This window comes from Ralstonia sp. Ralssp135 (genome assembly GCF_047304345.1).
In the GTDB taxonomy this organism is placed as follows: domain Bacteria; phylum Pseudomonadota; class Gammaproteobacteria; order Burkholderiales; family Burkholderiaceae; genus Ralstonia; species Ralstonia chuxiongensis.
Genome location: NZ_JBGLYZ010000025.1, coordinates 56,778 through 80,660, shown reverse-complemented (window position 1 = coordinate 80,660; position 23,883 = coordinate 56,778). Strand labels below are relative to the sequence as shown.

At 65.7% G+C, this 23,883-nt stretch carries 20 protein-coding genes; 11 read left to right on the top strand and 9 right to left on the bottom strand.

The window, feature by feature from the left end:
- Positions 1–65 precede the first annotated feature (65 nt).
- The gene (locus tag ACCD03_RS17420; RefSeq protein ID WP_413412402.1) at positions 66–998 is read right to left on the bottom strand and encodes a LysR family transcriptional regulator; all 933 of its coding nucleotides are present in this window, start codon (positions 996–998) and stop codon (positions 66–68) included.
- Between the two features lie 176 nt (positions 999–1,174).
- On the opposite strand from ACCD03_RS17420, the gene ACCD03_RS17415 reads away from it, so the two are divergent.
- Both ACCD03_RS17415 and ACCD03_RS17410 read left to right on the top strand, forming a co-directional pair.
- Positions 1,175–2,029 carry a 3-hydroxybutyryl-CoA dehydrogenase gene (locus ACCD03_RS17415; RefSeq protein WP_045202311.1) on the top strand — a complete coding sequence of 285 codons (855 nt, stop codon included), beginning with the start codon at positions 1,175–1,177 and terminating at the stop codon, positions 2,027–2,029.
- 156 nt (positions 2,030–2,185) lie between these two features.
- Positions 2,186–3,043 carry a PhzF family phenazine biosynthesis protein gene (locus tag ACCD03_RS17410; protein WP_325651511.1) on the top strand — a complete coding sequence of 286 codons (858 nt, stop codon included), beginning with the start codon at positions 2,186–2,188 and terminating at the stop codon, positions 3,041–3,043.
- Here the strand turns inward: ACCD03_RS17410 and ACCD03_RS17405 are convergent.
- The 5 genes from ACCD03_RS17405 to ACCD03_RS17385 form a co-directional block, all read right to left on the bottom strand.
- Positions 3,040–3,579: a GNAT family N-acetyltransferase gene (locus ACCD03_RS17405; protein WP_413412401.1), complete on the bottom strand. Its 540-nt coding sequence runs from the start codon at positions 3,577–3,579 to the stop codon at positions 3,040–3,042. The two genes, ACCD03_RS17410 and ACCD03_RS17405, sit on opposite strands and share 4 nt — an antisense overlap.
- Entirely contained in the window at positions 3,579–4,163 is a 585-nt protein-coding gene (locus ACCD03_RS17400; protein ID WP_413412400.1) for a helix-turn-helix domain-containing protein, read from the bottom strand. Before ACCD03_RS17400 ends, ACCD03_RS17405 begins: the two co-directional genes overlap by 1 nt.
- A gap of 224 nt (positions 4,164–4,387) precedes the next feature.
- The gene (locus ACCD03_RS17395; RefSeq protein ID WP_413412399.1) at positions 4,388–5,863 is read right to left on the bottom strand and encodes a DUF1254 domain-containing protein; all 1,476 of its coding nucleotides are present in this window, start codon (positions 5,861–5,863) and stop codon (positions 4,388–4,390) included.
- Positions 5,864–6,079: 216 nt separating this feature from the next.
- Positions 6,080–7,063, bottom strand: coding sequence for an NAD(P)H-dependent flavin oxidoreductase (locus tag ACCD03_RS17390; RefSeq protein ID WP_253536042.1), 984 nt, complete (start codon positions 7,061–7,063; stop codon positions 6,080–6,082).
- A 101-nt stretch (positions 7,064–7,164) separates the two neighbouring features.
- Positions 7,165–7,713 (bottom strand): type 1 glutamine amidotransferase domain-containing protein, encoded by a 549-nt coding sequence (locus ACCD03_RS17385; RefSeq protein WP_413412398.1) that lies wholly within the window; start codon positions 7,711–7,713, stop codon positions 7,165–7,167.
- 137 nt (positions 7,714–7,850) lie between these two features.
- Between ACCD03_RS17385 and ACCD03_RS17380 the strand changes: the two genes are divergently transcribed.
- On the top strand, positions 7,851–8,777 hold the full coding sequence (locus ACCD03_RS17380) for an alpha/beta fold hydrolase (RefSeq protein ID WP_413412397.1): 927 nt from the start codon (positions 7,851–7,853) through the stop codon (positions 8,775–8,777).
- A 9-nt stretch (positions 8,778–8,786) separates the two neighbouring features.
- On the opposite strand, the gene ACCD03_RS17375 is transcribed toward ACCD03_RS17380, so the two are convergent.
- From ACCD03_RS17375 to ACCD03_RS17365, 3 genes are read right to left on the bottom strand one after another with little or no spacing between them, the layout of a single operon-like run.
- Positions 8,787–9,470 carry a Fe2+-dependent dioxygenase gene (locus ACCD03_RS17375; protein ID WP_413412396.1) on the bottom strand — a complete coding sequence of 228 codons (684 nt, stop codon included), beginning with the start codon at positions 9,468–9,470 and terminating at the stop codon, positions 8,787–8,789.
- Positions 9,461–10,213: a tetratricopeptide repeat protein gene (locus ACCD03_RS17370; RefSeq protein ID WP_413412395.1), complete on the bottom strand. Its 753-nt coding sequence runs from the start codon at positions 10,211–10,213 to the stop codon at positions 9,461–9,463. Before ACCD03_RS17370 ends, ACCD03_RS17375 begins: the two co-directional genes overlap by 10 nt.
- The gene (locus ACCD03_RS17365; protein ID WP_413412394.1) at positions 10,213–12,492 is read right to left on the bottom strand and encodes a TonB-dependent receptor; all 2,280 of its coding nucleotides are present in this window, start codon (positions 12,490–12,492) and stop codon (positions 10,213–10,215) included. The genes ACCD03_RS17370 and ACCD03_RS17365 overlap by 1 nt, the downstream gene beginning before the upstream one ends.
- Before the next feature lie 272 nt (positions 12,493–12,764).
- Between ACCD03_RS17365 and ACCD03_RS17360 the strand changes: the two genes are divergently transcribed.
- From ACCD03_RS17360 to ACCD03_RS17325, 8 genes are all read left to right on the top strand, one after another.
- On the top strand, positions 12,765–13,544 hold the full coding sequence (locus ACCD03_RS17360) for an enoyl-CoA hydratase/isomerase family protein (RefSeq protein WP_253536051.1): 780 nt from the start codon (positions 12,765–12,767) through the stop codon (positions 13,542–13,544).
- A gap of 1 nt (position 13,545) precedes the next feature.
- Positions 13,546–15,318, top strand: coding sequence for an acyclic terpene utilization AtuA family protein (locus ACCD03_RS17355; RefSeq protein ID WP_253536053.1), 1,773 nt, complete (start codon positions 13,546–13,548; stop codon positions 15,316–15,318).
- 14 nt (positions 15,319–15,332) lie between these two features.
- Complete coding sequence (locus ACCD03_RS17350; protein ID WP_325651532.1) at positions 15,333–16,487, top strand: acyl-CoA dehydrogenase family protein; 1,155 nt, start codon at positions 15,333–15,335, stop codon at positions 16,485–16,487.
- A 31-nt stretch (positions 16,488–16,518) separates the two neighbouring features.
- Positions 16,519–17,406 carry an SDR family oxidoreductase gene (locus ACCD03_RS17345; RefSeq protein ID WP_413412393.1) on the top strand — a complete coding sequence of 296 codons (888 nt, stop codon included), beginning with the start codon at positions 16,519–16,521 and terminating at the stop codon, positions 17,404–17,406.
- Positions 17,393–19,012 carry an acyl-CoA carboxylase subunit beta gene (locus ACCD03_RS17340; RefSeq protein WP_413412392.1) on the top strand — a complete coding sequence of 540 codons (1,620 nt, stop codon included), beginning with the start codon at positions 17,393–17,395 and terminating at the stop codon, positions 19,010–19,012. The genes ACCD03_RS17345 and ACCD03_RS17340 overlap by 14 nt, the downstream gene beginning before the upstream one ends.
- Before the next feature lie 50 nt (positions 19,013–19,062).
- Entirely contained in the window at positions 19,063–20,220 is a 1,158-nt protein-coding gene (locus tag ACCD03_RS17335) for an acyl-CoA dehydrogenase family protein (protein WP_413412391.1), read from the top strand.
- A 3-nt stretch (positions 20,221–20,223) separates the two neighbouring features.
- Positions 20,224–22,218, top strand: coding sequence for an acetyl/propionyl/methylcrotonyl-CoA carboxylase subunit alpha (locus ACCD03_RS17330; RefSeq protein ID WP_413412390.1), 1,995 nt, complete (start codon positions 20,224–20,226; stop codon positions 22,216–22,218).
- Between the two features lie 75 nt (positions 22,219–22,293).
- Positions 22,294–23,880, top strand: a complete 1,587-nt coding sequence (locus ACCD03_RS17325; protein WP_413412389.1) for an AMP-binding protein — start codon at positions 22,294–22,296, stop codon at positions 23,878–23,880.
- Positions 23,881–23,883: the final 3 nt, after the last annotated feature.

Genomic DNA, 23,883 nt, shown 5'->3' with positions numbered 1-23,883 from the left:
CCCCCAAACTTCCGGGGCCACCCCGGCCCCGGCGCGGGGGGGGGGGGATGCGCGGGCCGTGGCCGTTAGCGGATCCAGCCGCGCTCGAGCAAAGGCGTGTCCCATGCCGGCTCGCCAGCGTGGTGGCTGGCGAGGCAATCGATCAGTGCGCAGACCTTGACAGCCTGACGCTGCGTCGCCGGATACACGGCAGAGAAGTGCAGCGGTGTCAGGTCGTAATCGGCCAGCACCGGCACGAGGCGGCCGGCGACGAGATCGTCGCTGATGACGAGGGTGGGCAGGCAGGCAATGCCGGCGCTGGTGAGGGCGTAGTCGCGCAGCAGATGCACGGAATTCGAGCGCACCTGCTCAGGCAGGTCCATCGCGGGGCCGGCCTCGCCGTTGCGCGAGAACAACCAGCGCTTGCGAGTCGGATAGCCGGAGTAGAGCGCCAGCGAATGCTGCAGCAGATCGGCCGGCTGCTGAGGCATGCCGTATTCCTCGATGTACGCGGGCGTGGCGCAGAACATGCGCCGCAGCGGGAACAGGCGCCGCTCGATCAGCGAATCGTTGATCGGCGGAAAGATCTGAAACACAACGTCGAACCCCTCGGCAATCGGATCGACCACGCTGTCGTCCACCACCACGTCGAGCTGGATATCGGGGTACTGCGCACCGAACCTCGCCAGCGGCTCGGCAAAGTGGCTGAGCGCGTATCCGGGCAGCATGCGGATGCGCAGCTTGCCGGCGGGCGTGGCGCGCAGGCCGCGCATCTGGTCGGTCAGGTCCGTCAGCATGCAGACGGCTTCGGCGCATTGCTTGTAGTAGGTTTCACCCACTTCGGAAAGACGCACGTGCCGCGTGCTGCGGTGAAACAGCGGCGCTTCAATAAAGCGCTCCAGTTGCTGCACGCGGTTGGTGACCACCGAGTTGGTCACGCCCAGCTGGCGCGCGGCCTCGGCAAAGCTGCGCGTTTCCGCCACGCGCACGAAGGCTTCAATACTGAGAAAACGGTCCATTTCCAGCGTCCTTGCGCCTGAGCTGAAAGAGCGGCGCGACGCCGGCCATCATACGGCGATCCGGTGGAATGTGACGCGAGCGTTGGCAAGGCTTTTCTGCGCATCGCCGCGTCGTTTATCCTTTGCAATCTGTTTCATTTCCATCTCGCATTCCAATACCAAACGAGGAGCAGTTCATGGCAATTCAAGTCGTCGGCATCGTCGGTGCCGGAACAATGGGCAACGGCATTGCGCAAGCGTGCGCCGTGGTTGGGCTGGATGTGGTGATGGTGGACATCAGCGATGCCGCCGTGCAGAAAGGCATTGCCACGGTGGCAGGCAGTCTGGACCGCCTCATCAAGAAGGAAAAGTTGACCGAAGCCGACAAGGCTGCCGCGCTCGCACGCATCCACGGTTCGACCAGCTATGACGATCTCAAGCGCGCCGACCTCGTCATCGAGGCCGCCACCGAGAACTTCGACCTGAAGGTGAAGATCCTCAAGCAGCTCGAAGCTGCGGCTGCGCCGCACGCAATTGTGGCGTCGAATACGTCGTCCATCTCGATCACCAAGCTGGCCGCCGTGCTGCAAGATGCGAGCCGCTTCATCGGCATGCACTTCTTCAACCCGGTGCCGATGATGGCGCTGGTGGAAGTCATTCGCGGCCTGCAGACGAGCGACGCCACGCATGCGGCGGTGGAAGCGCTGGCCAAGCAACTGGGCAAGACGCCGATCACGGTCAAGAACAGCCCGGGCTTTGTCGTCAACCGCATCCTGTGCCCGATGATCAACGAGGCGTTCTGCGTGCTGGGCGAGGGGTTGGCCTCGCCGGAGGAGATCGACGAGGGCATGAAGCTCGGCTGCAACCACCCGATCGGGCCGCTGGCGCTGGCCGACATGATCGGCCTGGACACCATGCTCGCCGTGATGGAAGTGCTGTACACCGAGTTTGCTGACCCGAAGTACCGCCCGGCCATGCTGATGCGCGAAATGGTGGCCGCCGGCTACCTTGGCCGCAAGACCGGCCGCGGCGTGTACGACTATCGCAAGTAAGTCAGCTGCGATTCTTCACGGCATGCGCGCTGTCCGCCAACTGTCAGGCCGGATTCGCGCGAACTGTCCGCAAGTGTGCATGGAGGCGGTGTGGGGATGCGTCGATGATGACGTATCGCCACACCGTTTTTTCTTCCCCACACTCCGGACGCCATCATGTCGCGCTACGCCTTCCGTCTGCTCAACGTCTTTGCCGAATCCACGTTCGGCGGCAACCAGCTCGCCGTCTTTGAAGACGGGCGGGGCCTGGACGACGCCACCATGCAGGCCATCGGACGCCAGTTCAACCTGTCCGAGATCACGTTCATTTTTCCCGATGACACGGATGGCGCCACGGCGCGTTTCCGCATCTTCACACCCGATTACGAGATGCCGTTTGCCGGTCACCCATCGCTTGGGACCGCGCAGGTGGTGCGCGAACTGTACGGCCCAGGCAATGAACTGACGCTGCGTTGCCAGTCGGGCATCGTGTCGCTGACGGCGCAGGACGAGGGGTGGTCGCTCGTGCCGCCGCGCTCGGGGGCGTTGGATACGCGCGAAGCCGATCCGGCCATCGCCAAGATGCTTGGGCTGGATGCGGATGCGCTGGCGGGCCCGCCGCTGTGGGTTGACGCAGGCATCGAGCAACTGATGGTGCCGGTCAAGACGCGCGCCGATGTGGAGCGCGCCCGGCCCGACCCGTCAGCCTTCGATGCCTGGCCGCGCAGCCGCAACGATGGGCGTAACGCCTACGTCTTCACCATGCCCGCGCCTGGCAGTAACGATCCGGTGGTTTCGCGCTTCTTCTTCGAATACGGCGCCGGCCTGTGGGAAGACCCGGGCACCGGTTCGGCGTGCGCCAACCTGGGCGGCTGGCTGCGCGCGACGGGCCATGCGCTGCCCGCCAGCTACCGCATCGAGCAGGGCGCTGCAGTGGGTCGACCCTGCCACCTCACGCTGCGTGTGGATGCCGACGGCACGATCCACGTCGGTGGCCGCGTGATCGAAATCGGCCGCGGCACGTTGACGATTTAATCGGCGGCGCTCAACTGCTTGCAGAAGAACGTCGTCCCGCAGAATGCACCGTCGGGCATCAGCGCGTAGTTGGGCACCACGCCCACGCGCTGCCAGCCGGCGCGTGCGTATAGCCGCTCGGCATCGCCGCCCGTCACCGTGTCGAGCACGAGCACCGTCTTGCCCTCGGCGCGCGCTTCCTCTTCGATGGCGGCCATCAACCGCTGCGCCACGCCCTTCCGACGCGCGCGGCGGTGCACGAGCATCTTTGCAACGTCGGCGCGGTGCGGCTGGTTTTCCGGCTGTGCGAGCACCAGTTGTACGGTGCCGTGGATGGCGCCCGCTTCATCCTCGGCAATCAACAAGGCGCGCTCGCCGCACGCCACGCCTTCGGCAACGTTGCGCCAGAACGCCTGCGCCTTGTCGCGAGACAACGGCCACATGAAGCTCACTGACGCGCCGCCTTCCACGCAATCGATCAGCACGTCGGCCAACGCATCCACACACGCGCTTGCCTCGTTGGCGCCGACGCGCCGGATGGTCAGGGTGTCGATCATCAAGGCCTCCAGTGGGCAGCGGACACGGTTGTCAGCGCGACGAGGTAACGGGCCGGCCGCCGCGTGGGGTTGTGATAGACGATCGGGCAGTCCAGCCGCATGGTCAGGCAGTCGCCTGCATTGAGGCGCCAGTGTGTGTCGCCCACGGTCATTTCCATCGAACCTTCGATCACCCACACCTGCTGGTGGATTTCGGCATCGCGCGCGCCGGTGTCATAGGCCACGCGCTCGCCGGGCGGAAAGCGCACCTCAACGAGCTGCAGGGGCGAACGCGCCGCCGGCGACAGGTTGCGGCGCACGTAGCCCGAGGCAGGGTCGGTCCACTCCGGCTGATCTGCCGCGCGTGATACCGGCGAAGGCGCCACGGCCGGCGCGGCACTGTCTTCGAACAGCGAAGCAAGGGTCACGCCCAGCGCGGAGCTGAGCCGATCCAGCACCGCTGCGGTCGGGCTGCTCTGGCCGCGTTCAATGAGGGAGATGGCTGAACGGCTGACCTGGCTGCGCTCTGCCAGCGCGTCGAGCGAGAGCCCCTGGGCGTCGCGCAGTTCGCGCAGGCGGTTGGCGATACGTTGGTGAATGTCCATATTTTCCAGTTTAATGGAAATTAATCTCTAGTAAACTGGAATTTGAGGTGCGGCCAGATTGGCCCCGCTCTGGGTCGTACCTTGTCCAGACGGCGGGGGCCATCGCGTTGGAGAGAGCGGGGAGAACGCCCCGGCCGCGTTCATCGGCCTGCTCGAAGGACGCAACTTCGGCAAGCTCGTGGTGCGGGTGGCCGAGGCCTGACCGCGCGCTCGGCCGCTCTTGGCTATTGGGTTGCAGCGTCCCGCCGCTGTACGGCGGGCGGCAGCCACGATGCATCGAGTGCCGCCTCCTTGGGCCAGGTCAGTTGCATACGCAGCAGGAACGAGCCGGTGGGCGGTGGCAGCCAATTGTTGCGCATGCCCTTGGGCGGTGCGCGCTGGATCAGGATGTCGAGCGAGCCATCGCGGTTCAGGCGCGGGCGATCAGCTTCGCTCAGCACGTTGCGCAGGCCCGGGCGTTCGATCGCGCGGCGCGGCTGCCCGGCAGCGGACAGGGCAGCGATGGCCCAGCCGGCATTCTCGGGCGGCAGTTGGTTGCGCTCGAAATGCAGGACGTAGCGGTGCGTGCTGTCCAGCGCCATGCCGTTGGCGTCGGTCGTGGCGGTGGCGATGAGCATGTCCTGCGGCAGGTCGGTGCCGCCGCCGTTCCACGCCACGATGGCGCGCTGTGCGTAATCCAGCCCGTAGGCGCCGATCATGCGCGGGATGAACCAGCCATTCTGCGTGACGGACGGTTGCTTGACGGCCAGCGCCAGCGTTTCGCGCGCGGCCGCCACCCCACCCTCCATCACCTTCAGGTTGGCGGCGCTCACGGCTTTGGCGTCGAACGGCGCACCAGGCACGATGCCCAGATCACGCAGCGATTGCAGCATCGTGGAGTCGGCTGCGTGCGGCGGATTGTCCTTGAGCAGCTCGGCAAAGCGCGTGAAGTAGCTGTTGGCGTCCAGCGCGGTGACACGGCGGCGCGCGGCATCCAGGCTGACGTCGAGGTCGGTGGCCTTGTCCGTGTTCACCTTTGCCCCGGCTTCGGCCTCGCGCGGGGTGGTTTTGCCGAAGGCCTCCAGCGGGGTGATGCGGTAGCGGTCCTGTATGCGGCGTGCGGCGGTCAGGTCGCGCGGTCCGGCCACCGGCGTCCGTGCCACCACCCAGACGAGGCTGGTCGGCGCGGCAATCTGTTTGACGCCCGTGGGCAGCGTGCCCTCCCAACCCGGCGGCGTGATGGCGTAGTGCGCGGCACGCGCCCCGGTGGTGCGGTTGCCGAGCGATTCGAACACGTCGTTCCACCCGTCGTGCAGCGCCACCCAGAGGTGTCGGCGGCCGGCGTCGGGCAGGCTCAGGACGACCGGGCCGTTATGCAAATCAATGAAAGCGCTGCTGGCGAGTACGTCTACGCGGGCGCGCACGCCGGCGGGCAGGGCTTCATCTTCCAGCGTGCGCTGGTGCATGAACGTGCCGGCGGGCGCCAGCGCAGACGTGGTCTGCAGCAACGCGTCGGTCATCATCAACGGAAACGCGTAGACATAGGCCGAGCGCACGAGCGCTTCGTTCGGTTGCGGCAGACGTTGCTCGATCGGTGCCGTGGTCGCGGCGTTCTGGATGGAGCAGCCGGTCAGGCCCAGGGTAAGCGCCGAGGCCGCCACGCTCAGCGCCACAGCCGCCAGCTTGGTAAGCCGGCGCGCGGGCGCAGGGCAGTGCGTCATCTTGTTCTCCTTTTGTCGTCGTCGGTGCGCGCAACAGGAAAGCAGACGCCTGTCGAACATCCCCCCAAGGATGCTTGCGCATACGGTTGCGCGGTAGCCGATCCCATGGCTCCGCGCATGTCGTGTCTTGAATCTTTGGAATGTAGAAGCGCCGCCAGCGCAAGTCAATTCAAGTGCAGTGGGGCATGCATGCAGGGGGGCGACGCAGGCAGGTGTCTAGAGGCGCAGGTGCAGCGCAAGACGCAACTTGGCCGCGTCATATTCCGCCTTCATGCGCGCCACGATTTCGGCGGCGGGCGGCAGATCGGCAATCTGCCCCACCCCTTGCCCCGCGCCCCAGATGTCTTTCCAGGCCTTGGCGCGCGAGCTGCCATCGCCAAAGTTCATCTTCGATTTGTCGGCCTCGGGCAGGGCGGCCGGGTCCAGGCCCGCGAGTTCGATGCTTTCGCGGATGTAGTTGCCGTGTACGCCCGTAAAGAGGTTGGTGTAGACGATGTCCGACGCGGCCGCGCGCAGGATGGCCTGCTTGTAGCTTTCGGCCGCGTGGGCCTCCTGGCTGGCGATAAAACGCGTGCCAATGTAGGCGAGGTCCGCACCCATGGCCTGCGCGGCAAGGATGGCGTCGCCTGTGGCAATGGCGCCCGACAGCGCGATCGGCCCGTCGAAGATGCGCCGCACCTCGCCCACCAGCGCAAATGGCGACAGCGTGCCGGCATGCCCACCCGCACCCGCAGCCACCAGAATCAGCCCGTCGACGCCGGCTTCCAGCGCCTTTTCGGCATGGCGCAAGTTGATCACGTCGTGCAGAACGATGCCGCCGTAGCCATGCACGGCATCCAGGATCTCCTTGACGGGCGCGCGCAGCGAGGTGATGAAGATCGGCACCTTGTGTTTGACGCAGGTGGCCACGTCCTGCTCCAGCCGCGCGTTTGAGTGGTGCACGATTTGATTGACGGCGATCGGTCCCACCACTTCGTGCGGATGCGCGGTGCGGTAGGCCGCCAGCTCCTCGTTCATCTGCGTGAGCCAGTCGTCCAGCATCTCGGCCGGGCGCGCGTTGAGCGCTGGAAACGCCCCGACGATGCCGGCCTTGCATTGCGCCAGCACCAGTTCCGGATAGCTGACGATGAACATCGGCGAACCGATCACGGGCAGCGTCAGGTGCTGCAGCATGGGCGGCAGGTGCTTGGCGGCGGGCATGGCGTCTCCTGGTTGGGCAAACCGGCACGACAGGGGCAGAACACGTCGTTTGATTATAGGAACGATCCCGCACCCCGCCGTGCGCGGTCTACCCGCCGGGCTCAGACATGGGCGTGCTGCGTCAGCAGTTCAATGAAGGCGCGGTTGAAGGCGGGCAGGTCGTCGGGTTTGCGGCTGCTGACCCAGTTGCGGTCGGTCACCACTTCGCGGTCTACCCACATGCCGCCGGCATTGCGGATGTCGTCCTGCAGCGTCGGCCAGCTTGTCAGCGTGCGCCCGCGCACCAGGCCCGCAGACACCATCAGCCACGGCCCGTGGCAGATCACGGCGATCGGCTTTTGCGCCCGCTCGAACGCTTTCACAAAGGCCTGCGCGGCCGGCACGACGCGCAGTGCATCGGCGTTGAATACCCCGCCGGGCAGCACCAGGCCGTTGAAGTCGTCAGCCTTGGCTTGATCCAGCGTCAGGTCCACCTTGAAGGTGTCGCCCTTGGTGGCGTGGTGCAAGCCCGTCACGCTTGGGCCTTTCGGCGCGACGATGCTGACCGTGGCACCGGCGGCTTCCAGCGCCTGCTTGGGGCTGGCCAGCTCAGCCTGCTCGAACAAATCGTCGACGAGGATGGCAATACGCAAGTCATGCAATGGGGTCATGGCGAACTCCTTGTCAGGGGAAATCGAAAGAAGGGAACGGCAGTGGACGGTCCCGCAACGCCCGTGCCCGCTCTGCGCTAGCATGCGGAGCATTCGCCACGCATCACTTCACCCAAGACTGATCACCGGAGACTTGCATGACCACGCCGCTTTCCATCGATGCCGCCACCGCTGCTGCAGACGCCGCGCTGTTTCCCGGCTTTCGTCCGTTCCGCCAAATGGTCAACGGGGTGGAGATCGCGGGGGTGATCGGCGGCAGCGGTCCGCCGCTGCTGTTGCTGCATGGCCATCCGCAAAGCCATGTGATCTGGCACAAAGTCGCGCAGGAGCTGGCGCACGATTACACGGTCGTCGCGACCGATCTGCGCGGCTATGGCGCCTCGTCCAAACCGGCCGGCAGTGCCCGGCACGCCGAATACAGCAAGCGAACCATGGCGCAGGACCAGGTGGAGGTCATGCGCGCACTCGGCTTCGGCCGCTTCCGGCTGTGCGCGCATGATCGCGGGGCGCGCGTGGCGCATCGCCTATGTGTCGATCACCCCTTGCACGTCGAGCGCGCCATGCTGCTCGACATCGCGCCCACGCTGGCGATGTACGAGCACACCGATATGGCGTTTGCCTCCGCCTACTGGCATTGGTTCTTCCTGATCCAGCCTGCACCGTTTCCCGAGACGCTCATCAACGCCACGCCCGATTTCTACATCGGCAAGCTGATGGGCCTGCGCCACGCGGGGCTCGAACCGTTCGCCCCGGAAGCGATGGAGATCTACGCCGCCGCCATGCGGGAGCCCGCGTGCGTGCACGCCATGTGCGAGGACTACCGCGCCGCCGCCACCATCGACCTCGAACATGATCGCGCCGACCGCGACGCAGGCAAGCGCGTGAGCGTGCCGCTGCGTGTGCTGTGGGGTGAGCATGGCGTGATCCAACGCTGCTTCAAGCCGCTGGAACTGTGGAGTGCCGTGGCGGACGACGTGAGCGGTGGCACCGTGCCGTGCGGGCATTACGTGCCGGAAGAGGCGCCGGAGGCGCTGCTCAAGGAGATGCGGGCGTACTTTGCCTGAGGCAGCCGCCTAGGCGTCGGCCCACTCGCGCAGCAGGTTGTGATACGTCCCCGTCAAGGCGATGACCGACGGATCGTCCTGCCCCAGCAATCCCATCAGCCGCTGCAATTCCGTATCCATCTGGAACAGCAGCGTGCGATGGGCGTCGCCGCGCACCATGCTCTGCAGCCAGAAGAACGAGCACACGCGCGCACCGCGTGTCACCGGTGTCACGCGGTGCAGGCTGCTGCTGGGGTAGAGCACCATGTCGCCCGCCGCAAGCCTGACGCGGTGTTCGCCGAAGGTGTCGTCGATGACGAGTTCGCCCCCGTCGTAGTCTTCGGGCTCGGTCAGGAACAGCGTGCAGGAGAGGTCGCTGCGGATGCGGAAATCCGTGCCGCGCAGGTGGCGCACGGCGTTGTCGACGTGGTTGCCGAAGGTCTGCCCGCCCACGTAGCGATTGAACAGCGGCGGGAACACCTTGAGCGGCAACGCGGCGGAGAAGAATTGCGTATTGGCCGAAAGCGCATCCTGGATGAAGGTGCCGACCTCACGCGCGGCCCGCGAGCCCTCGGGCAACTGCATGTTGCGCTTCACGTGGCCCGACTGCGCACCGGCCGTGACCTTGCCGTCCACCCATTCGGCGGCATCGATGATGGCGCGGCACTGCGCAACCTGTTCCTTGCTCAGGACGTTGGGAATCTTCAGCAGCATGATGGTTCGGTGTCCAGCGCGGTGGCCAGAACGCGCAGGCGCGCATTGGGATGGCCGGCAAGAAAGTCATGCGCCTTCGCGAGGAAGGCCGGTGTGGCGGTGCGCGGCACGGCGCGCATCCAGGCGAGCGCGTCATCTGCGCGGTTGGCGAGTGCGAGCAGGCGCGCTGCATTGAACTGACCGCGGAAGTCACCGCCCTCTGCGGCGCGCAGGTAGCAGCGCAGGGCCATCGCCGTGTCAGTCTCGACTTCCCAGCCGTCTTCATAGAAGCCGCCGAGCACGTTGATCGACTTGGCGTGGCCCTGCGCGGCCGCAGCCCGGAAGAGGGTGAAGGCGCGCGAGCGATCAGCCCGAATGCCGCGTCCGAGCTGCAGGCTCGTGGCGTAGTTGTACTGCCCCCAATCGAGGCCGGCAGCGGCGGCGCGCGCGTACCAGTGCGTAGCTGTTTTGTCGCAGGCGGGCGCGCCCCAGCCGTGCTCGTAGCAGCGACCGAGCATGTTGGCGGCCATGGCGTGGCCTGACAGCGCGGCCGTCTTGAACCAGAACAAGGCTTCGGCCGGATTGCGTTCGACGCCGCGGCCATCGAGCAGCCATTGGCCGAAGATGGCCTGCGCTTCCGTGTGCCCGCGCCGGGCGGCAGCCGCCAGCCAGCGTGCGGCGCGCTCAGCAGGGCCAGTCAGCACGGCGTGGATGGCATCGGCCACCGCCGCATCGGTAGCGGCGGCTGCAGCGTGTGCTGGCATCAGTAGCGGATGCCCAGCGTCAGGATGGCCGTGCGGCCCGGTGCCAGCGATGCGTAATGCGATGCATACGCCTGGTTGAAGTACACCTTGTCGAACACGTTCTGCACGTTCAGCTGCAGGGTGGTGTGCTTGTCGATGCGGTACGCGGCCATGGCATCAAAGCGCCAATACGCAGGCACCCACTTCGGGTTGGCAGGGTTGGTGCTGCCCCACACCTTCGAGACGTAATACGCGCCGCCGCCGAGCGTGAGTTTCGGCATCGGCTGATACGTCGTCCACAAGCTGAAGCTGTTCTTCGGCGTGTTGGGGAAGGCCGTACCGTTGGTGCCGCCAAAGGCTGCGCCTGCGCCGCCGTTGTTGCGCAGTTCGCTCTTCAGATACGTGTATCCGCCGAATACCTGCCAGCGGTTGGTCAGCGCGCCCGACCAGCCCAGCTCGAAACCGTCGACGCGCTTGTTGCCGGCCATGGCGGCGGTGCCGTCCTGCTGCACGATGCGCGCATTCGTCGTTTCAATGCGGAAGACGGCGGCTGTCAGCGCAAGCTTGCTGTCGAGCACGTTCCACTTGGTACCGAGTTCGTAGGCGCGGTTCTTTTCCGGGGCAAGCACGTCGCCGCGATTGCCCGAGCGGTCTGGCGTCAGCGCGCTTGTATCGGCACCCTGGCCCGCCACCGAGCCCGACGGCGTGGAAGACGTGCCGTACGCCACGTAGATGCTGCCGTTCTGCGCAGGCTTGAAAACGAGGCCGAGCTGGTAGTTCAGCAGGTTGTCGTCACGCGAAAAACTTGAACGCACGCCCTGCGCATTCGCCGACGTGGTGGCCGATGCCGAATAGCGGTCGAAGCGCAGGCCGCCGTTGACCTGCCAGCGCGGCGACAGCTCGATGGTGTCGAACACATAGGCCGATTGCGTGCGCACGGTCGTCTCGGCCGGATTGTTGTTGAGCCTGATGCTGCCCGCCCAAGGGTCGTTCGGGTTCGGGTTGAAGAGATCGGTGCAGTTGTAGCCGCCGGCCGCGCCGACGCCGTTCGGGCAGCGGTTGCTGCCGGTGGCAACAGCATATGTGTCATTGCGGCTGCGCTCGCGCGAGAACTCCAGGCCCGCCGCATAGCTGTGCTTGAGGCCGCCCGTGTCGAACTTGCCAGTCGCTTCGGTCTGGTTGGCGACGGTGTTGGCCACCGAATATCGCGAATTGGTGCGGCGCCAGACCATGCCGTAATAGATGTTGCCCTGGCTGTCGTCGGGCTGCGTCCAGATGGTGTCCTGGCTTGTGCGGGCGATGCGCGTGGTGCTGCGCAACTTCAGCGCGCGCGACACATCGTGCTCCAAAGAGAGCGTGCCCATGTCGGCGCGGTCGCGGCGGAAGTCGCGCGACAAGCCGTAATAGACGCTCCGGTCGACATTCACGGGCGCGCCGTCTCCGGGGCCGAACAGTTGCGGGCGGCCATCGGTGCGGCGGTTGAACGTGCCGTTGTTGTACGGAATGCCGGTGTCGGGCGTGTCGTTCGATTGCAGGTGGTAGTACGACAGCGTGGCGCGCGTGGGCGTGCCCAGCCCAAAGGCGATGGACGGCGCAATGCCCCAGCGGCTCAAGCTCGTCACGTCGCAGCCGGCAACGGCGGCGTCGTGGGCCATCGCGTTCAGGCGGAAGGCGGCGTGCTCGCCGATCTGGTAATTGCCGTCAGCCGTGACACGTTTGTACGCCGCGTTGCCGACCGACAGCGTGCCCTCGGTAAAGTGCTCCAGCTTGGGCGTCTTGGTGACGATGTTGATTGCCCCGCCGGCCGCGCCGCGCCCTCCATACGCACCCGACGGCCCCTTGATGACTTCCACCGATTCCACGTTGAACATCTCGCGCGATTGCGCACCGATGTCGCGCAACCCATCGAGGAAGGTGCTGGCCTGCGCGTCGTAGCCGCGGATGAACGGGCGATCGCCCACCGGATTGCCGCCTTCGCCTGCGCCAAACGCGATGCCCGGCACCGTGCGCAGCGCCTCGGTGAGCGTGACGGAGCCGGTGTTCTGCAGCACCTCAGCCGGAATGACTGTGACGGACTTGGGTGTATCGAGCAGCGGCGCGGTGAATTTGCCGCCGGACGCGGCATCCGTCTTAAAGCCGCTGCTGCCGGTCACGGTCTGCTCAGGCAGGGTGGCCGATACGGCGTCCTTCTTTGTGTCGGCCAGCGCTGGCGCTGAAGCCACGGCAAAGCTCATCGCGCCCGTTAGATATCCCACGACCGAATGTTCGGTGCGCTTGCGTTCCGTCTGTGCTGCGTACATGGCGTGCTGCCCCTCCCCAAAAGTTCTGCTTACACGTGTGTTGCAAATGAGAATTGTTATCGTTTGCATGTGAACGAGTCAACGCACCGGCTGGCGAATTCCTTACGAACGCACAGGGTTCGTCATATAAATCAGGGGGTTATAGCGCCGCGACGCTGCTGTAGAAAATTGTTGAAAGCTATGTCACTCGAACGCTTCCATTTTTTCAAGCAAATGATTTAGTATTGCCGGGCAGGTTGTCCAACCGAATCCCTTTTCGAGGCGAACATCGCGTGAGCACGGACCCGGAACTCCTCATCGAGCGGCGCGGCCAGGCGCTGTGGCTGACCATTCAGCGCGAAGACCGCCGCAACGCGATCAACGCCGCCGTGCTCGAAGCGCTCACAACTGCGTTGACCGACGCCAGCCGCGACACCTCCGTGCGGGCCGTGGTGTTGACCGGCACCGGCACGCGTGCCTTCTGTGCCGGCGCCGATCTACAAACCGGCCAATCCTTTCGCTTCGACTATTCCCAGCCGCATCAGGCCCTGGCGGATCTGTTTCGCCAGGCACGCCGCTGCACCGTGCCGCTCATTGCCCGCGTGAATGGCGCGTGCATGGCGGGCGGCATGGGCTTGCTGGCGATGTGCGATCTGGCGGTGGCCAGCCGTAGCGCCACGTTCGGCTTGCCGGAGGTAAAAGTCGGCGTGTTCCCCGCCCAGGTGTTGGCCGTGCTGCAGCACCAGTTGCCGCGCCGCGTGCTGAACGAGCTGTGCCTGACGGGCGAACCGATGAGCGCAGAACGCGCACTCGCCGCGGGCCTCGTTAACGAAGTCGCAGAGCCTGAAGCGCTTGATGGAGCGGTCGATGCGTTGCTTGCGCGGCTGCTGGACAAATCGCCGTCGGCCATCCGGCGCGGGCTGTACACGCTCAAGCAGGTTGAATCGCTCGGCTTCGAGCAAGCCATGGCGTTCACCGAAAGCCAGATCGGCCTGTTCGCCCTGACCGAAGATGCGCAGGAAGGGCAAGCCGCCTTTCGTGAAAAGCGCACCCCCAACTGGACGGGCCGCTGACATGCGCAAGGACACCATTTCCATTGGTGGCGCCAGCGGCTTCTGGGGCGACAGCATTACGGGCCCGATGCAGCTGGTCGCCTCGGGCCGCCTCGACTTCCTCGTCTTCGATTACCTGGCCGAGCTGACCATGTCGCTGCTGGCCAGCGCGCGCATGAAGAACGCCGAGTTGGGTTACGCCACCGACTTTGTGAGCGTGGCGATGCGCGCGGTGCTCAAGGATGCGCTGGCGCAGAACATCCGCATCATCGCCAACGCGGGCGGCGTGAATCCGCGCGGATGCGCCGCCGCGCTGCAGGCGTTGGCCGACGAGCTGGGCGTGCGCGTGCGCATTGCTGTGGTGGAAGGCGACGACGTCTTGCCGCTGCTCCCCGCCCTGCGCGACGAAGGTGTGCACGAACTGCAGAGCGGTCGCCCCTTGCCCGACAAGATGGTGAGCGCCAACGCGTACCTGGGCGCATTGCCGATCAAGGCGGCGCTCGACGCGGGCGCGCAGGTTGTCATCACAGGGCGATGTGTCGACAGCGCCGTCACCCTTGGCGCGCTGATGCATCACTTCGGCTGGGCAATCGATGATTACGATCGCCTTGCCGCCGGCAGCCTCGCCGGGCACATCCTTGAATGCGGTTGCCAGGGTGCCGGCGGCCTGTATACCGATTGGGAAGCGGTGCCCGACTGGGCGCACAGCGGTTACCCCATCGTCGAATGCCGGGCCGATGGCAGCTTCGTTGTCACTAAGCCCGACGGCACGGGCGGTCTGGTGACGCCCGCTACCGTGGGCGAACAACTGCTCTACGAAATTGGCGACCCGGCGCGCTACGTGTTGCCCGATGTGGTGTGCGACTTCACGCAGGTGACGATGGCGCAGGCAGGCGAGCATCGCGTGGAAGTGCGCGGCGCACGCGGCCTTGCGCCCACGCCCGATTACAAGGTGAGCGCAACGTATGCCGAGGGCTACCGCGCGACCGGCCAGCTCACCATCGTCGGCATTGACGCCGATCGCAAGGCGCGCCGCACGGCCGAGGCGATTCTGGAACGCACGCGCGGTCTGTTCCGCCAGCTTGGTCTGCCGGATTACAGCGCAACGCATATCGAGACGCTCGGTTCGGCGTATCTGTTCGGGCCGCACCAGCCGAACGTGCCCCGTTTCGAATCGGTGATGTGGCTGGCGGTGACGCATCCGAGCAAGCAGGCGCTGGAGTTGTTCGCGCGCGAGATCGCGCCGGCGGGTACGTCGTGGGCGCCGGGCACGACGGGCGCAGGTGGGCGGCCAAGCGTGGTGCCCGCCATCAAGCAATACGCCTTCCTGATCGACAAGGCGCGCGTGCAGGCGCGCGTGACATTGCTGGGCGGGGATGGCTTCGACATTGCCGTGCCGACGGGCGGTGCCGCACTCGAGGCATCCACCGCGGCAGCTGCATCGGATGCCTTGCCGGCCGGCCCAACGCGCGAAGTTCCCCTCATCGAACTCGCCTATGCCCGCAGCGGCGATAAGGGCGACATCTCCAATATCGGCGTCATCGCGCGTCGGCCTGAAGACCTGCCGTTGCTGCGCGCGCAATTGACGGAAGACGCCGTCGCGGCGTACCTCGCGCATGTCGTGAGGGGGCGCGTCACGCGATACGACTTGCCCGGCATTCACGCGCTCAACTTCGTGTGCGAACAGGCGTTGGGCGGTGGCGGCATGGCCTCGCTGCGCAACGACCCGCTCGGCAAGGGCATGGCGCAGGTGCTGCTGACGATGCCGGTGCGCGTGCCGGCCGACCACCCTTGATTGACGAGGCGATCATGCTCTCCGGCCTGCTGCCGTCTGCCCGTTTCGATGCCGACCACGATACGTTTCGTGAGACCGTTCGCCGCTTTGTCGACAAGGCCGTGATGCCAAACATCGATGCATGGGAAGAGGCCGAGACGTTTCCGCGTGCGCTGTATCGCGAGGCGGCCGACCTTGGCTTGCTCGGCATCGGTTTTCCGGAGGAACACGGCGGTACGCCGGGTGATTTGTTTCTGGAACTGGCGATGATCGAAGAGCTGACGCGGGCGGCCAGCGGCGGCTTGCTCGCATCGCTGTTCAGCCACACGATCGGTGCGCCACCCATCGTGGCGGGAGGATCGGCAGAACTGAAGGCGCGTGTGCTGCCGCAAATCCTGTCGGGCGAGAAGATCAGCGCGCTCGCCATCACCGAGCCTTCGGGCGGGTCGGACGTTGCCAATCTCACCACCCGTGCGGTGCGCGACGGCGATCACTACGTCGTCAACGGCAGCAAGATCTTCACCACCTCCGGCATGCGCGCGGATTACATCACCGTGGCCGTGCGCACGGGCGGCGCGGGGGCCGGTGGCATTTCTGTGCTGCTCGTGGAGGGCGATACGCCGGGCCTGACGCGCACGCCGCTCAAAAAAATGGGCTGGTGGTGCTCCGACACGGCGCAGCTGCATTTCGACAACTGCCGCGTGCCCATCGGCAACCTGCTCGGCGTGGAAAACCGCGGCTTCGAGCTGGTGATGCGCAACTTCAACCACGAACGCTTGGCGCTGGCGATGCAAGCCTACGGCTTGGCGCGCACGTGCCTGGCCGAAGCCGTGGAATGGGCCACGCAGCGCGAAACGTTCGGCAAGCGCCTCGTGCAGCATCAAGTCGTGCGGCAGAAGCTGGTGGCGATGGCCACGCGCATCGAAGCCACCCGCGCATTGCTTGAAGACCTGATGCACCGCATGCAGGCCGGCGATTCACCGGTCGCGCAACTGTGCATGCTGAAGAACTTCGCCACGCAAGGCCTGCAGTTCTGCGCCGACACGGCCGTGCAACTGCTTGGCGGCATGGGTTTCATGCGCGGCACGAAGTCGGAGCGCATCTATCGTGAAGTGAAGGTCTACATGATCGGCGGCGGCGCCGAGGAAATCCTCAGCGATCTTGCCGCGCGTCAGCTCGGCTGGGCCTAAGGGCCTAACGCGCGCATTCAGGGAGAGAACCATGTATCGCTCAGTCTTTCGACCGGGGCTGTTTCAGGGGCAAGTGGCCGTGGTGACGGGTGGCGGCAGCGGCATCGGCCGGTGCACGGCGCATGAGTTGGCGTCGCTGGGGGCGGCGGTCGCGTTGGTGGGGCGCAATGCAGAGAAGCTTGCCGCCGTGCGCACGGAGATTGTCGAAGCCGGCGGCACCGCGCACACCTACGTTTGCAATATCCGCGACGAGGCCGCTGCGCAAGCCACCGTTGCGCAAATCTACGGTGAGCACGGCCGCATCGATGCGCTGGTCAACAATGCCGGCGGCCAGTTTCCGGCGCCGCTCAAGGACATCTCTGCCAAGGGCTGGGAAGCGGTGGTGCAGACGAACCTGACCGGCGGTTTCCTGATGGCGCGCGAGTGCCTGAACCAGGCGATGCAGCAGCACGGCGGCGCGATCGTCAACATCGTCGCCGACATGTGGGGTGGCATGCCGAACATGGGCCACTCCGGCGCAGCGCGCGCGGGCATGGTCAACTTTATGGAGACGGCCGCGTTCGAGTGGGCTCAGTACGGCGTACGCGTGAACGCGGTGGCGCCCGGCTACGTGGCGTCGTCGGGCATGGACGCGTATCCGCCGTGGATGGCCGAGACCATCCGCAGCATGCCTTCGACCGTGCCGCTTGGGCGCTTTGCCACCGAGGCGGAGGTGTCGTCGGCCATCGTGTATTTGCTTTCGGAAGCCGCGGCGTTCATCACTGGCACGACGCTGCGCGTGGATGGCGGCCGCCCGAACGTGCGGCCCGGGTCGCCCATGCCGGCACCGCGTCATGGCGCCGAGCCGTTCAACGGCTTCCACCTGGCCGTGACTCCCAAGGTGCTGCAAAGCGAGGAGGGCCGCAATGCCGGCGCTTGAATCGCGCATCGTGCCGCAGAGCGACGCGTACCGGCAGAACCACGCCGCGCTCATGGAACTTGTCGGCCGGCTGCGCACGCTGGAAGACCGCACACGCGACAAGTCCGAAGCTTCTCGCGCGCGCTTCGAGCAGCGCGGGCAACTGCTGCCGCGTGACCGGCTTGGTCGCTTGCTCGACGCCGGTGCGCCGTTTCTGGAGCTGTCCACGTTGGCGGGCTTTTGCCTCGACCACACAGACCCGGCGCGCTCGATTCCTGGCGGCGGCTTCATCGCAGGCATCGGCTGGGTGAGCGGCGTGCGCGCGATGATCATCGTTGACGATGCGGGCATCGACGCAGGCGCCGTGCAGCCGATGGGCATCGAGAAGTTCCAGCGCGCCCAGGCTATTGCGTTGGAGCAGAAGCTGCCGTTCATCCATCTCGTCGAATCGGCCGGCGCCAACCTGCTGACGTATCGCGTGGAGACTTTCATCCATGGTGGCAGCGGTTTCTATTGGCTCGCACGGCTGTCGGCGGCGGGCATTCCGGTGATCAGCGTGGTGCACGGGTCGAGCACGGCGGGCGGCGCATACATGCCCGGCCTGTCGGACTACGTGGTGATGGTGCGAGATCGCGCGCGTGCCTTTCTCGCCGGTCCGCCGCTGCTGAAAGCGGCCACGGGTGAGATCGCCACCGAAGAAGAACTGGGCGGCGCACAGATGCATGCCAGCACGTCGGGCCTGGCCGAATACCTGGCCGAAGACGATGCCGATGCACTGCGCATCGCACGCGAACTTGTGGCTGCGCTCGACTGGAACCGCAATGTACCGGCCGCGGATCGGCCCTACGTGCTGCCGCGCTTTGATGCGGAGGAATTGCTCGGCATTGCGCTGACCGATCACCGCAAACCGCTCGACATGCGCGAGGTGATCGCCCGCATTGCCGATGGATCGGATTTTCTGGAGTTCAAACCAGACTACGGCCCCGCGACGATCACTGGGCACGCGGCAATCTGCGGCATGCGCGTCGGCGTCATCACGAACAACGGGCCGCTGGACCCGGCGGGCGCCACCAAGGTGGTGCATTTCATTCAGGCGTGCTGCCAGTCCGATACGCCGCTGCTGTATCTGCAAAACACCACCGGCTTCATCGTCGGCAAGGCGTCGGAGCAGGCCGGCATGATCAAGCACGGCTCCAAGATGATCCAGGCCATGGCCAACGCCACCGTGCCGCGTATCACCTTGCATTGCGGTGCGTCGTTTGGCGCGGGCAACTACGGCATGTCGGGGCGCGGTTTCTTTCCGGATTTCTGCTTCAGCTGGCCCAACGCCAAGACGGCCGTGATGGGCGCTGAGCAGGCCGCCGGCACGATGGCGACGGTCATGGCCGCGAGCATGCAACGCAAGACGCAAACCGTCGACCATGAAGCCATTGAAGCGATGCGCGCCAAGGTGATCGACACGTTCGAGCGGCAGTCCGACGCGTTCACCATTTCGGGCCGATTGCTGGACGACGGCGTGATCGACCCGCGCGACACGCGCAAGGTGCTCGCCTGCGTGCTTGGAGTCTGCGACGAAGCGCGCCGCCGCACCCTGCATCCGATCCAGTTTGGGGTTGCACGCCCGTAGCCACCCCGAACCCATACACGAACAGCCCAGGACAACCGGAACGAGACACCATGCACTTCACCCACGAGCATCAGGAACTGCAGCGCAACCTGAAACGCTTCATCGACAGCGATATCAACCCGTACGTCGATGAATGGGAAGCAGCGGAGATGTTCCCCGCTAAGCAGCTCTTCAAGAAGATGGGCGAGCTTGGCTTTCTCGGCATCGCCAAGCCGACCGAGTTTGGCGGCCTGGGCCTCGACTATTCATATGCGATGGCGATGGCCGAGACGCTTGGCCACATCCACTGCGGCGGTGTGCCGATGGCGATTGGCGTGCAGACCGACATGGCAACGCCCGCGCTTGCACGCTTCGGCTCGGACGCGCTGCGCGCGCAGTTCCTGGCCCCAGCCATCAGCGGCGATGCCGTGGCGTGCGTGGGCGTGTCGGAGCCGAGCGCCGGCTCCGATGTGGCGAGCATCAAGACCACCGCCCGCAAGGACGGCGACGACTACATCATCAACGGCAGCAAGATGTGGATCACCAACAGCCTGCAGGCCGACTGGATGTGCCTGCTGGCCAACACGTCGGACGACCCCGCCCACCGGAACAAATCGCTCATCATCGTGCCGATGAATACGAAGGGCGTGTCAGTCGGCAAGAAGATCCGCAAGATCGGCATGAACTCGTCGGACACCGGTCTCATCTATTTTGACGACGTGCGCGTGCCGCAGCGTTACCGCATCGGCGAGGAAGGCAAGGGCTTCACGTACCAGATGCTGCAATTCCAGGAAGAGCGCCTGTGGGCCGCGGCCAGCAGCCTGGCGACGATGACGATGTGCATCGAGACCACGGCCGAGTACGCGCGCGAGCGCAAGCTGTTTGGCGCCAGCCTGCTCGACAACCAGTGGGTGCACTTCAAGCTGGCCGAGCTGAAGACAGAGGTGGAAGCGCTGCGCGCGCTCACGTATCGCGCGTGCGATCTGTACATCCAGGGGCAGGACGTGACGGAGCTGGCATCGATGGCCAAGCTCAAGGCCGGGCGCCTTGCGCGCATCGTGCCCGATGCCTGCCTGCAGTTCTGGGGCGGCATGGGTTTCACGTGGGAAAACCCGGTCTCGCGCTATTACCGCGATGGGCGTCTGGGCTCGATTGGCGGTGGCGCGGACGAGGTGATGCTCGGCATCATCTGCAAATACATGAACACGCTGCCGGGCAAGAAGGGCTGAGCGATGACCGCCTCGCATGCCGCATTCCGCTCGATCCTCATCGCCAACCGGGGCGAGATCGCACTGCGCATCATGCGCACGGCGCGCCGCCTTGGCATGCGCACCATTGCCGTGTATTCCGAGGCTGACCGCGATGCCCCGCACTGCCGCGCGGCTGATCTTGCGTTGCCGATTGGTGCATCGCAATCGCAAGCGTCTTATCTGAACATTGCGGCATTGCTGGAGGCCGCGCGCAAGTCGGGCGCGCAGGCTATACACCCCGGCTACGGCTTCCTTGCGGAGAGCGACGCCTTTGCCAATGCCTGCGCAGACGCGGGCCTCGTCTTCATCGGGCCGCCTGCGGATGCCATCCGCGCAATGGGCAACAAGGCCGGCGCCAAGCGCCTGATGGAAGCCGCTGGCGTACCGTGCGTGCCGGGTTATCAGGGCGAAGATCAATCCGCTGAGCGCATGGCGCAGGAAGCCGCACGCATTGGCTACCCGGTGATGATCAAGGCGGCCGCTGGCGGCGGTGGGCGCGGCATGCGCCGCGTGGACGGTGCAGAGGATTTTGCGGCGGCGCTGCAGTCTGCGCGTTCCGAAGCAGAGAACGCATTTGCCTCGGGCGAGTTGATCCTGGAGAAGGCCATCGTCGAGCCGCGTCATATCGAGATTCAGGTGTTTGCCGATACGCATGGCAACGTGGTTCACCTCGGCGAGCGTGATTGCTCGGTGCAGCGCCGGCATCAGAAGGTGATTGAAGAATCGCCATCGCCTGCCGTATCGCCCGAGTTGCGTGCGCGCATGGGCGCGGTGTCGGTGGCGGCGGCGCGCGCGATCGGCTATGTGGGTGCGGGCACGCTGGAGTTTCTGCTCGCCCCGGACGGCGCGTTTTACTTCATGGAGATGAACACGCGCCTGCAGGTGGAGCATGCGGTGACCGAAGCGGTGATCGGCGTCGATCTGGTCGAGTGGCAGCTGCGTGTGGCGCTTGGCGAGCCGTTGCCGCTCGCGCAAGACGCCATCGATGCACGTCGCGCGCAGGGCGGGCACGCCATCGAAGTGCGCCTGTGCGCAGAAGACCCGCAGCAGGATTTCCTGCCGCAAAGCGGCACTGTTGCCCGATGGCGTGCGCCGCAGGATGTCCGCACGGACCATGCATTGGCCGACGGGCTCGTCGTCTCGCCGTACTACGATTCGATGCTTGCCAAGATCGTGGCGCACGGCACCGACCGCGCCGATGCATGCCGACGTCTTGCGCACGCCTTGGACGATTGCCTGCTGCTGGGTCTGCCGACCAACCGGGCGTTTCTACGCGATTGCGTGGCGCATCCGGCGTTCCTTTCCGGCGATGTGTCGACCGCGTTCATCGACCGGCATTTCCCCGCGGCGATGCGTCATGCGGCCGTACCTGATGCAGCGGTTTGCCAAGCGGCTGCCGTGCTGCTCACGCACCTGTGCCAGGACACCGCACGCCGCTATCCCGCAGAACTGCACGGCTGGGCCAGCAGCCGCACGTATCCCACGCTGTGCCGCTTCTTGCTTGATGGCGAGGCCATCGAGATGCGTGTGCGTGCGCTCGGTGCGCAGCGATGGGAGTTGACTTGGGACGGCGGTGCCACTCAGGTGGCCCTTGTGTCAGCGGCCAATGACCGCGTCACGCTTGCGCTGGGCGACACGCTCCACGCGGTCGACTACGCCTTCACCGGCGACGCATGCCACTTCGTGCTGAATGGCGTCGAGCACATCGCCATCGACGCCACATACACCAAGGCAGAGCGTGACGGCGCACCAGCCGGCAGCGGCCGGATCAGCGCCCCGATGAACGGCCGCGTGGTTGCCGTGCACGTGGTGCAAGGCGAGGCGGTCTGCGCCGGTCAGGTGCTGCTGGTGGTCGAGGCGATGAAGATGGAACACAGCATTGCCGCGCCGCTCGCAGGCGAGGTGAAAGGGTTATTCACCCAAGTCGGTGCACAGGTTGCGCCCGGCGGGTTGCTGATGGAGATTGCCGCGGCCTGACGGCTGCACTGCCGTCCTGATCCATCGTTTCGTCGTGCAGTTCATGCGGTCAATGCAGTCCATAGGAGACGTCCCATGTCCGAAGCCACGCCAGACACCACGCTTGAAGCCAACCTGCTGAACCGGGTGACGCTGGGCGATACGTTGCATCGCAGTGCACGCAAGTTCGGCGCGAAGGTCGCGCTGGTCGATGGCCCGCGTCGCATGACGCATGGCGAACTCAACGCAGACAGCAATCGCTATTCGCACGCGCTGCTTGCAAGCGGCCTCACGCCCGGCGACAAGGTGGCGATGGTGTGTGGCAACTCGGCGCAGTTTCTGGTGGCCGCGTACGGCATTCTCAAGGCGGGGCTGGTGTGGGTGCCGATCAACGCGATGCTCGGCTCGGACGATGTGCGCTATATCCTCGAACATGCCGAGGCGCGGCACGTGGTGATCGACGCGGCGCTGTACCCGGCGCTGCGTGACACGCTGTCGGCGCTTGCTTTACCCGCGCACCAATGCTTCGGCGCACAGGTTGCCGATGGCCCGCAAACCGTGGAGCAAGCGCTGCAAGGCCACGCCGATACGCTGCCCGACGTGGTGATCGACGATCGCGATCTCGCGCTCATCATGTACACCAGCGGCACGACCGGCCGGCCGAAGGGCGCAATGCACTCGCACCGCTCGGTGCATGCCGCGTTGATGTCCAACATCGCCGGCCTGAATCTGAACGAGACCGACGTGTTCTCGTGCCTGCTGCCGATGTTCCACTGCGCGCAGTTTGCGACCGCCGCGTCCGCGATGATGGTGGGCGCCACGCTCGTCGTACAGCGCGGCTTTGATCCGACGGCGCTGCTCGACGCGATTGCCAATGAGCGCATCACGCAACTGTTCGGCCTGCCGCTCATGTATGCCGCGCTGCTGCACCATCCGCTGCGTGCGCAGCGGGATCTCTCCAGCCTGCGCCTATGCCTGTATGCGATGGCGCCGATGGCCAAGCCGCTGCTCGAACGGCTGATTGCCGAGGTGTGTCCGAACTTTGCGCTCGGCTCCGGCCAGACCGAAATCTTCCCGATGACGATGTACTTCGCGCCCGACCAGCAACTGCAGCGCACCGGAAACTACTGGGGCCAGCCCTGCATGGTGAACGAGGCGGCGATCATGGACGATCAAGGCAATCTGCTCGGCCCGAACCAATTGGGCGAGATCGTGCATCGCGGCCCCAACGTCATGCTTGGCTACTACAAGGACCCGCAGGCCACAGCCAACGCACGCCGCTTCGGCTGGCACCACACGGGCGATCTCGGCATGTGGGATGCCGACGGCCAGCTCCAGTTCAAGGACCGCATCAAGGACATGATCAAGACCGGCGGTGAGAACGTGCCCTCGGTCAAGGTGGAAGAAGTGTTGCTGCGGCACCCGGCCGTGGCGAACGCCGCGGTGGTCGGCTTGCCGCATGTGCACTGGGTGGAAGCGGTGGCAGCGTTCGTCTGCCTCAAGCCCGACGCACAAGCCGATGCTGCCGCGCTGCAGGCGCATTGCAGAGAGCATCTCGGTAGCTTTGAGGTGCCTAAGTACATCGCCGTGGTCGACAAGCTGCCCATGACGGCGACCGGCAAGATCCAGAAGCACGTGCTGCGCAGCGCCAACCAGGCACTGTTCGAAGGCGACGCGCGCTAGGAG

Excerpts from the sequence above, each read along its gene's own strand:
- ACCD03_RS17420 (WP_413412402.1), bottom strand. The coding sequence starts at position 998 with ATGGACCGTTTTCTCAGTATTGAAGCCTTCGTGCGCGTGGCGGAAACG.
- ACCD03_RS17415 (WP_045202311.1), top strand. The coding sequence starts at position 1,175 with ATGGCAATTCAAGTCGTCGGCATCGTCGGTGCCGGAACAATGGGCAAC.
- ACCD03_RS17410 (WP_325651511.1), top strand. The coding sequence starts at position 2,186 with ATGTCGCGCTACGCCTTCCGTCTGCTCAACGTCTTTGCCGAATCCACG.
- ACCD03_RS17405 (WP_413412401.1), bottom strand. The coding sequence starts at position 3,579 with ATGATCGACACCCTGACCATCCGGCGCGTCGGCGCCAACGAGGCAAGC.
- ACCD03_RS17400 (WP_413412400.1), bottom strand. The coding sequence starts at position 4,163 with ATGGACATTCACCAACGTATCGCCAACCGCCTGCGCGAACTGCGCGAC.
- ACCD03_RS17395 (WP_413412399.1), bottom strand. The coding sequence starts at position 5,863 with ATGACGCACTGCCCTGCGCCCGCGCGCCGGCTTACCAAGCTGGCGGCT.
- ACCD03_RS17390 (WP_253536042.1), bottom strand. The coding sequence starts at position 7,063 with ATGCCCGCCGCCAAGCACCTGCCGCCCATGCTGCAGCACCTGACGCTG.
- ACCD03_RS17385 (WP_413412398.1), bottom strand. The coding sequence starts at position 7,713 with ATGACCCCATTGCATGACTTGCGTATTGCCATCCTCGTCGACGATTTG.
- ACCD03_RS17380 (WP_413412397.1), top strand. The coding sequence starts at position 7,851 with ATGACCACGCCGCTTTCCATCGATGCCGCCACCGCTGCTGCAGACGCC.
- ACCD03_RS17375 (WP_413412396.1), bottom strand. The coding sequence starts at position 9,470 with ATGCTGCTGAAGATTCCCAACGTCCTGAGCAAGGAACAGGTTGCGCAG.
- ACCD03_RS17370 (WP_413412395.1), bottom strand. The coding sequence starts at position 10,213 with ATGCCAGCACACGCTGCAGCCGCCGCTACCGATGCGGCGGTGGCCGAT.
- ACCD03_RS17365 (WP_413412394.1), bottom strand. The coding sequence starts at position 12,492 with ATGTACGCAGCACAGACGGAACGCAAGCGCACCGAACATTCGGTCGTG.
- ACCD03_RS17355 (WP_253536053.1), top strand. The coding sequence starts at position 13,546 with ATGCGCAAGGACACCATTTCCATTGGTGGCGCCAGCGGCTTCTGGGGC.
- ACCD03_RS17350 (WP_325651532.1), top strand. The coding sequence starts at position 15,333 with ATGCTCTCCGGCCTGCTGCCGTCTGCCCGTTTCGATGCCGACCACGAT.
- ACCD03_RS17345 (WP_413412393.1), top strand. The coding sequence starts at position 16,519 with ATGTATCGCTCAGTCTTTCGACCGGGGCTGTTTCAGGGGCAAGTGGCC.
- ACCD03_RS17340 (WP_413412392.1), top strand. The coding sequence starts at position 17,393 with ATGCCGGCGCTTGAATCGCGCATCGTGCCGCAGAGCGACGCGTACCGG.
- ACCD03_RS17335 (WP_413412391.1), top strand. The coding sequence starts at position 19,063 with ATGCACTTCACCCACGAGCATCAGGAACTGCAGCGCAACCTGAAACGC.
- ACCD03_RS17330 (WP_413412390.1), top strand. The coding sequence starts at position 20,224 with ATGACCGCCTCGCATGCCGCATTCCGCTCGATCCTCATCGCCAACCGG.
- ACCD03_RS17325 (WP_413412389.1), top strand. The coding sequence starts at position 22,294 with ATGTCCGAAGCCACGCCAGACACCACGCTTGAAGCCAACCTGCTGAAC.